General features: G+C 30.7%; 4 protein-coding genes. All 4 read right to left on the bottom strand.

The window, feature by feature from the left end:
* Positions 1 to 301 precede the first annotated feature (301 nt).
* On the bottom strand, positions 302 to 1,954 hold the full coding sequence (locus tag ACE1EF_RS19760) for a UvrD-helicase domain-containing protein (protein ID WP_375722438.1): 1,653 nt from the start codon (positions 1,952 to 1,954) through the stop codon (positions 302 to 304).
* Positions 1,941 to 3,707: an ATP-dependent nuclease gene (locus ACE1EF_RS19755; RefSeq protein ID WP_375722437.1), complete on the bottom strand. Its 1,767-nt coding sequence runs from the start codon at positions 3,705 to 3,707 to the stop codon at positions 1,941 to 1,943. The genes ACE1EF_RS19760 and ACE1EF_RS19755 overlap by 14 nt, the downstream gene beginning before the upstream one ends.
* A 287-nt stretch (positions 3,708 to 3,994) precedes the next feature.
* Entirely contained in the window at positions 3,995 to 4,981 is a 987-nt protein-coding gene (locus ACE1EF_RS19750; protein ID WP_375722436.1) for a toll/interleukin-1 receptor domain-containing protein, read from the bottom strand.
* A 180-nt stretch (positions 4,982 to 5,161) separates the two neighbouring features.
* A complete protein-coding gene (locus ACE1EF_RS19745; protein ID WP_375722435.1) occupies positions 5,162 to 5,893 on the bottom strand; it encodes a hypothetical protein in 732 nt (243 codons plus the stop codon).
* Positions 5,894 to 6,197: the final 304 nt, after the last annotated feature.

The raw sequence follows: 6,197 nt of genomic DNA, 5'->3' as shown, positions 1-6,197 counted from the left end.
ATAATCGAAATGTAATTTTTATTCATTTTTTATAACCTAAACTTATTTACAGGCTTTGTCATAATTGGCTATAACGGCTCGAATATGCGGAGTGCGGGTTTGCATTGCTCTGCATTATCTGACCGTTAAAAACTTGAATAAATGTACAAAAGTTAAATTTACCACATCGCCCCGCATTACGTATATTTATTGTTGTGTTTTCGTGCTTTATTCTATCTGTCAATCTGTGCGTTGGGGAGACATGCTCTTTAAGCAAATTTGGTTGTGCGGTTGATATGTGCGTTTGCTTAATGTGCATGGCTTAGCTTTTGGTTTTTATATATCTTAACTTTTTTATTCCATTTAACTCAATAAATTCAGACACTCTTCCATTTCTTATATCTCCATTGTTATTTGTTCTTTGGGAACTAGATATTAATAAACATCCTTTTTTTGCTCTTGTAATACCGACATAGTGCAAATTCAAATCTTGTTGCCAATCACCATAAATTGGATTATCAAAATCATTATTTGGACCTGGTCTTTTATTTGGAAATACCCATTCATGCAAGTCCAAGTGAAGTACAATATCAAATTCCAATCCCTTTGATTTATGCAATGTCATAATATTTACTTCTTCTTCACTAGCTGGTTTATATGAAAGAAATTCCGTCCTATTATTTAAAACTGAATCCAATAGATTTACTGAATCCATATTCTCAGAATCAGGTGCAATAATTTTAGCTATCTGAATAAATGAAGCTTTCAATTGCTTAATATCTAATTTTGTATAATCATTTGACTTATCTAAATTATTCTTCAACACTAAGAGTTCATTTTTCTGTTTTCTTGTTAAGCGTTCATAAAGAGTAAATTCCTCTATTACTTCAATAAATCTATGTTTTGAATCAAGTAAATACAAAAGTAAATTTGAGAATATGCCTGACCATACATTTAGATTCAAATCAAGCTCATTCGTAACAGACAATTTATGACTTGTTTTTAACTCTTTATTTATAATTTCTGCTGTTCTACTAGCTCTTGTAAGAATTGCAATTTTATTATTCTCCTTTAATTTAAATGATTTAAGTATTGAAGGAATTTGTTTATCAATCCATGTAGCAACATCCTTTTCTGCACCATCTATATTAAAAAACCAAATAAGATTTTTTTCACAATCTATAAGTTCAGTCTTAGGGTTTAGTAGGAAATTTGAATAATTTATTATCGATGGATGACAACGATGATTCTTGTTTAATACAAAATATTTAAATGATTTATCTGTAATTAGTGATTCTAAGTATTTCGAATCTTTACCAGAGAATGCATAAATCGATTGATTTAAATCACCAACAGCAGTTGAAACAATACCTAGTTCCTTAATTTTCAAAAACATTTCATGCTGATAATAACCAGAATCCTGATACTCATCAATATAAAGATATTTATACCTTGCTTTAAGATACTTCTGGCAAGCTATTGATTTATCAAATAGATAATTACCTAACAAGCCAATAGTTTCGATTAGTAACATTCCTTTTTTAAAGAACTCTTTTAAAATATCAAATTGGAAATCTTTAACTTCGGATAAAATAAGGTCTCTATTAAACCAATTTAAAAGTTTCTGTTCTTCACTATCTAATGAATCAATCTTATCAACAACAATTTCATTCTCAGGAAAACCCCAAATTTGCTTACCAAATGGCACTATGATTTCTGAAATATAGAATTTATCTATTGTTCCAAAAAATGAGCTCATTGGATTTTCGCCATCAGACAAACTTCTATTACGTAGTTCATTACTAGCCTTATTTGTATATGAAATTGCTATTACACCCTGATGCTCTTTCAGTTCCTTAAAATTTTGTTTAATTTTCTTTGAAAGCACAAATGTTTTACCACTACCAGGTGAAGCAATAACTACAGAACAGCCATTGAATTCGATAATTAGCTCTTGTTGTTTAGTCGGCTTCATTATGCAATTTTTCAACTATTTCAACACAACGTTTTAGAGGTATCGATATAAAGTCACCATCAAGCTTTTTTAAATCATCTTTTTTCTTTTTTAGAAAATCATACATGAAACTTGCCTTTCGCTTTTGCATAGCTTCAATAATTTCATCTTGGTCTAACCCATAAAAGAAATCTAATAAATCACCTTTAATTGGGCTATTAAAAATATCATTCTCTAAATCCTTTTGAGAAATATACAAATCATAATCTTCAAGTTCTTTTATTAGCTTAATAGCAGCTTCATTATTCTCTTTAGGTGGAATTTTTGTTCCAAAACCACTAATCAAGGATTCATTTTCCTTTAATATGCTTTCAGTATCTGTATCTTTATTGAAAAATGAACGATAATAATCAATACACCTTTGTACACCTGCAAAACGGTATTCATCTTTCTTTGGAATTCTAAAAATATCATTATCCGTTCTTAATACCCAATCAATATTAAGACTGTTTAGTATTTTTATAAATGTCTTAAATCCAACTCCATCTACCATTAATATGCTAATATTAAGTCTATCCAAATCAACACCAATTTGTTTTGCAAGTGTTTTGTAGAATAATTCTTCTGAGGGACCTTCAATAAGAAGTACAACATCTGCAAAAAATGCTTCTGCAGGTATTATACTTAGCCGATATCCGAAATCTTCAAATGCATCATTTATAATTTTCGAACAACCATCAGAAGCTGCCAAAGTAGAATTGTTTTGTGAAAACAACCTAACAATCGAATTGGGTGAAAATTCACAAGTTATTTGCGGAGAATGAGATGTAATAAAAACTTGTCCGTTAATTGTTGAATTTAAATACTCAGCAAGTTTTCTTTGTTGGTGTGGATGAAGATGAGCTTCTGGTTCTTCAATACACACTATTGTAACTTCTTCTATTTTTTCTTCCTTTAGTTCATTTCTAGATGCCCATAGAGCCAAGTATATTTGATTGAGCCGTCCATCTCCTCCAATTTTGACATTTTCCCCATTATTGTTAGAAGCTATTGATACATTTTTTATAAAACTGTCGATATTTGAAGCATCTGTATCAAAAACTATGTTTTGCTTTTTGTGATGCAATGATAAACTAGCAAGTTCTTCATTTAATGATTTAGTTGCACTTGCAATAAAATTAAGTTTTGGAATTTTATCGTCAACGCTTTTTAAATCACTTTGAATCTGAGCATATAATTTATCATCTGCACTGATTTCTTTATCATCTCTGTTTTCTTTGGCAAGTTGAAATAAGTAATTTTTTTCTCTGTTTATATAGCTATGAAAATCTCGTCGACTGCTGATATATTGAACATTTAATACTTTACGATAGTATCTATCTTCAATTTCTTCCAGTTTAGATTCTGAAACTCCAGCATATAGATTATATGATTTTGCTTTAGTAACCTTATCTCGAAATGCTTTATAAGCCAAACAAAGTTCATCCTTATCACTTATCTTCCCTTTCAATCTTGAAACAACACAATCTTCGACAACTTCTTTGAATTTCAATATAATTTCAAAGCTATTAGTTTCTTCAAATGCGTAGAAATCCGAATCTTTGGGTTCAATATCAAAATCGTTTAATTTCCTATCGAGTAATAATCTAATTGCCCAGAGCAGATTTGTCTTACCAACATCATTTGCACCAATGATTAATGTCTTATCTTCAAAATTGATTGTTGCATTCTTGAAGTTTCTAAATCCTTTTAATTTTACCGTAGATAATTTCATTTCAATTCTGATTTAGTAGCGTTGGCAAAAATTTGGCTCTTTTGCAAGCTGAAGCGTTAGCATGTGTGATTGGGCTTGCAAATGTGCCAAATGTGCGTTGGCGTTTATTGTTCGGTTAATAATTTGTTGCACGGGTCTCTCTTAGCATGAAACACAACGGTAAATTGTATGAGTAGTGGCAGATTGCGTGGTAGTTTCCTGTCAAACCACTACGCAGTTTGAGCGGGCTACAAACCTTGATATTTAGCACTTTCCCTGCCATTACTTATACAAAATGTTGGGCTTAGTTATTTCTTATCAGAGCCTTTAATCTTTTCAATTAATTCAACCAATTTATCAAGTATTTTTGGGTCATGGTCGTTTGAGTTTAGCTCCATGAAAGAAGATTTTCCCGAAATATTCCAATCTCTAAAAATCTCTTTAATGTCAGATGGTTCAACTTGTTGTTCAAATACTTGTAGATAAAATTTACCAAATGAAATAGCGTGAATCCTATCTGCAACCTTCAATGCTTCATTCATATACGATTTACCGAGATTAAATGAATATTTTGAACCAGCAATTAATAAAACTATTATTAAAACGCTCTTGATAGCAAAGAATAGTGTTCTACTCCAGTTTTCCTTATCACCAAAATCTTTTATACCAGTGTTTGCAAACCAAATTGCAGCGCCAACTCCAAGTAGTAACGTTATAAATCCTAAGAAATACCAGAAATTAGCAAATCCTTTTAAATTAGATTCTCTTTTTGTCAATCCAGATAAGGTTTCTTGTATATAAGTTGGAGCTGAAGTCTCAATTTTCTCTTTAACTTTCTCAGTATTTTCTTCTTTAGCCAATCTTTTACCTAAAAACAGATTTATTGCCTCATCTAATTTGTTAGTCAAGTTATCCAATTCTTCAACAGTATCATTTTTTAAAAAAACACCTTGAATATTTCTAATACTATTTGGTAGAGTATTAATATCAATACCAGGAAGAAAAATTGGAATGAAAAGTTTGTTTTTCGAATGAGAAGAATAATTTCTAGATTGAATTATCTCATTAAAGAAGTATTTTGAATTTAATGATTCATTAGAGATTAGTGCAAGATGAATATCAGCTTTCTTAATGTATTCATTAATATTTGTCTCATAGTCAGCTCCTAATTCAAAATCATTACGGATGATATTATATTCTCGTGACCTTAAGTTGGTTGATATATATGACGCAATTTGCTCATCATATCTTGAATGTATTATATAAACATTTCTCATATCAATTGTTTGTTTCATTTTTTATTTTGCAGCAGGATTTTATAATTAAGCCCAACGTTCCCGCGGTATGGTGTCGTGGCAGTTTCTTTCACCCGTGAAAGGAACTGTCATGACGAAAGGAGCTGTGAGCGAACGTTGATATTTTTGGTTTAAAAGTACTGCCATGCACTATACCGTGTGTTAGCTGCTGGCTTTTCTTTAATCTCCATTAAAAAATATTTCTTTGATATCCTCAGAATAATAACCATCAAATTCCCACCATCCAACAAGTCCAAAAGAACTTTTTATTAGATAGTAGTTCCCCATATTAATTAGAACTTCTATTTCAGAGTTTTTGGGAAGAACTGCAACCAGTTCCTTTTGATTCATTGTACTATATAATTTCAGAACTCCATTGGATTTTGTTTTAATTCCAACGTATTTAAAGGGTTGATTAACTTCTACAATTGAATCATTTGAAAGTTTAAACTTTCTCCTCTCGTTAAAATAATTATTTGTGTGTCCTTCAATATAAATATTGCCATTTCCAGGTATATACATTTTCATGCCATTTACTGAAAGTATGTGTTTCGGTGAATCATTTACAACTTTATAAATTGTAAAATTTGGATCATAGCTCATTCCGTAGTCAAAACAGATATGATATTTTACGTTTGAATTCTTGTCAATTTTAGTAATTGCGAATTCATGTAAACAAATATCTACAGCCCATTCTTTGTAGAGTATGTGAGTTGAGTCTATAGGACGATTAATAACTTCTGTAATTTCTGGATTATAGAAAAATTCTGGAGTTCCTAATTGCTCAATGTTGAAGTCTGATAATAATTCAACCGATTTTAAATAACTAAAAGATTCTGGAATTTTTTTTTCTTGTCCGATGAAATTTAGGCTTGAACAAATAAATATTGCAATTATTAATAGTATTCTCATGGTATTAATATTAAGCTTGCAGCTAACGTTCCCGCGGTATGGTGTCGTGCGGTTGACTGTCCCACGAAGTGGAGACTGTCAAGCCGAAAACGACGACATACGGAATTTGGATTTGCAGATTAAAACAAAACCGCATGCACTATGACCGCGTGTTGTAAACCGTTTTTCTTCTCTTTTCTCAATTTTTTGGATGCAAAGATTTTTTCTAAGTACATAATCAAGAATCGGTAATTACAGATTTGATATTTTATATCTTTCTAAATACCATTTACCTTTCTTTCGTATAAACTCTCTTTCTAGATAA

This window comes from Quyinboa sediminis (assembly GCF_042219855.1).
In the GTDB taxonomy this organism is placed as follows: Bacteria; Bacteroidota; Bacteroidia; order Bacteroidales; family UBA5342; genus JBHJHP01.
This window is presented reverse-complemented; position numbering and strand designations above follow the sequence as displayed.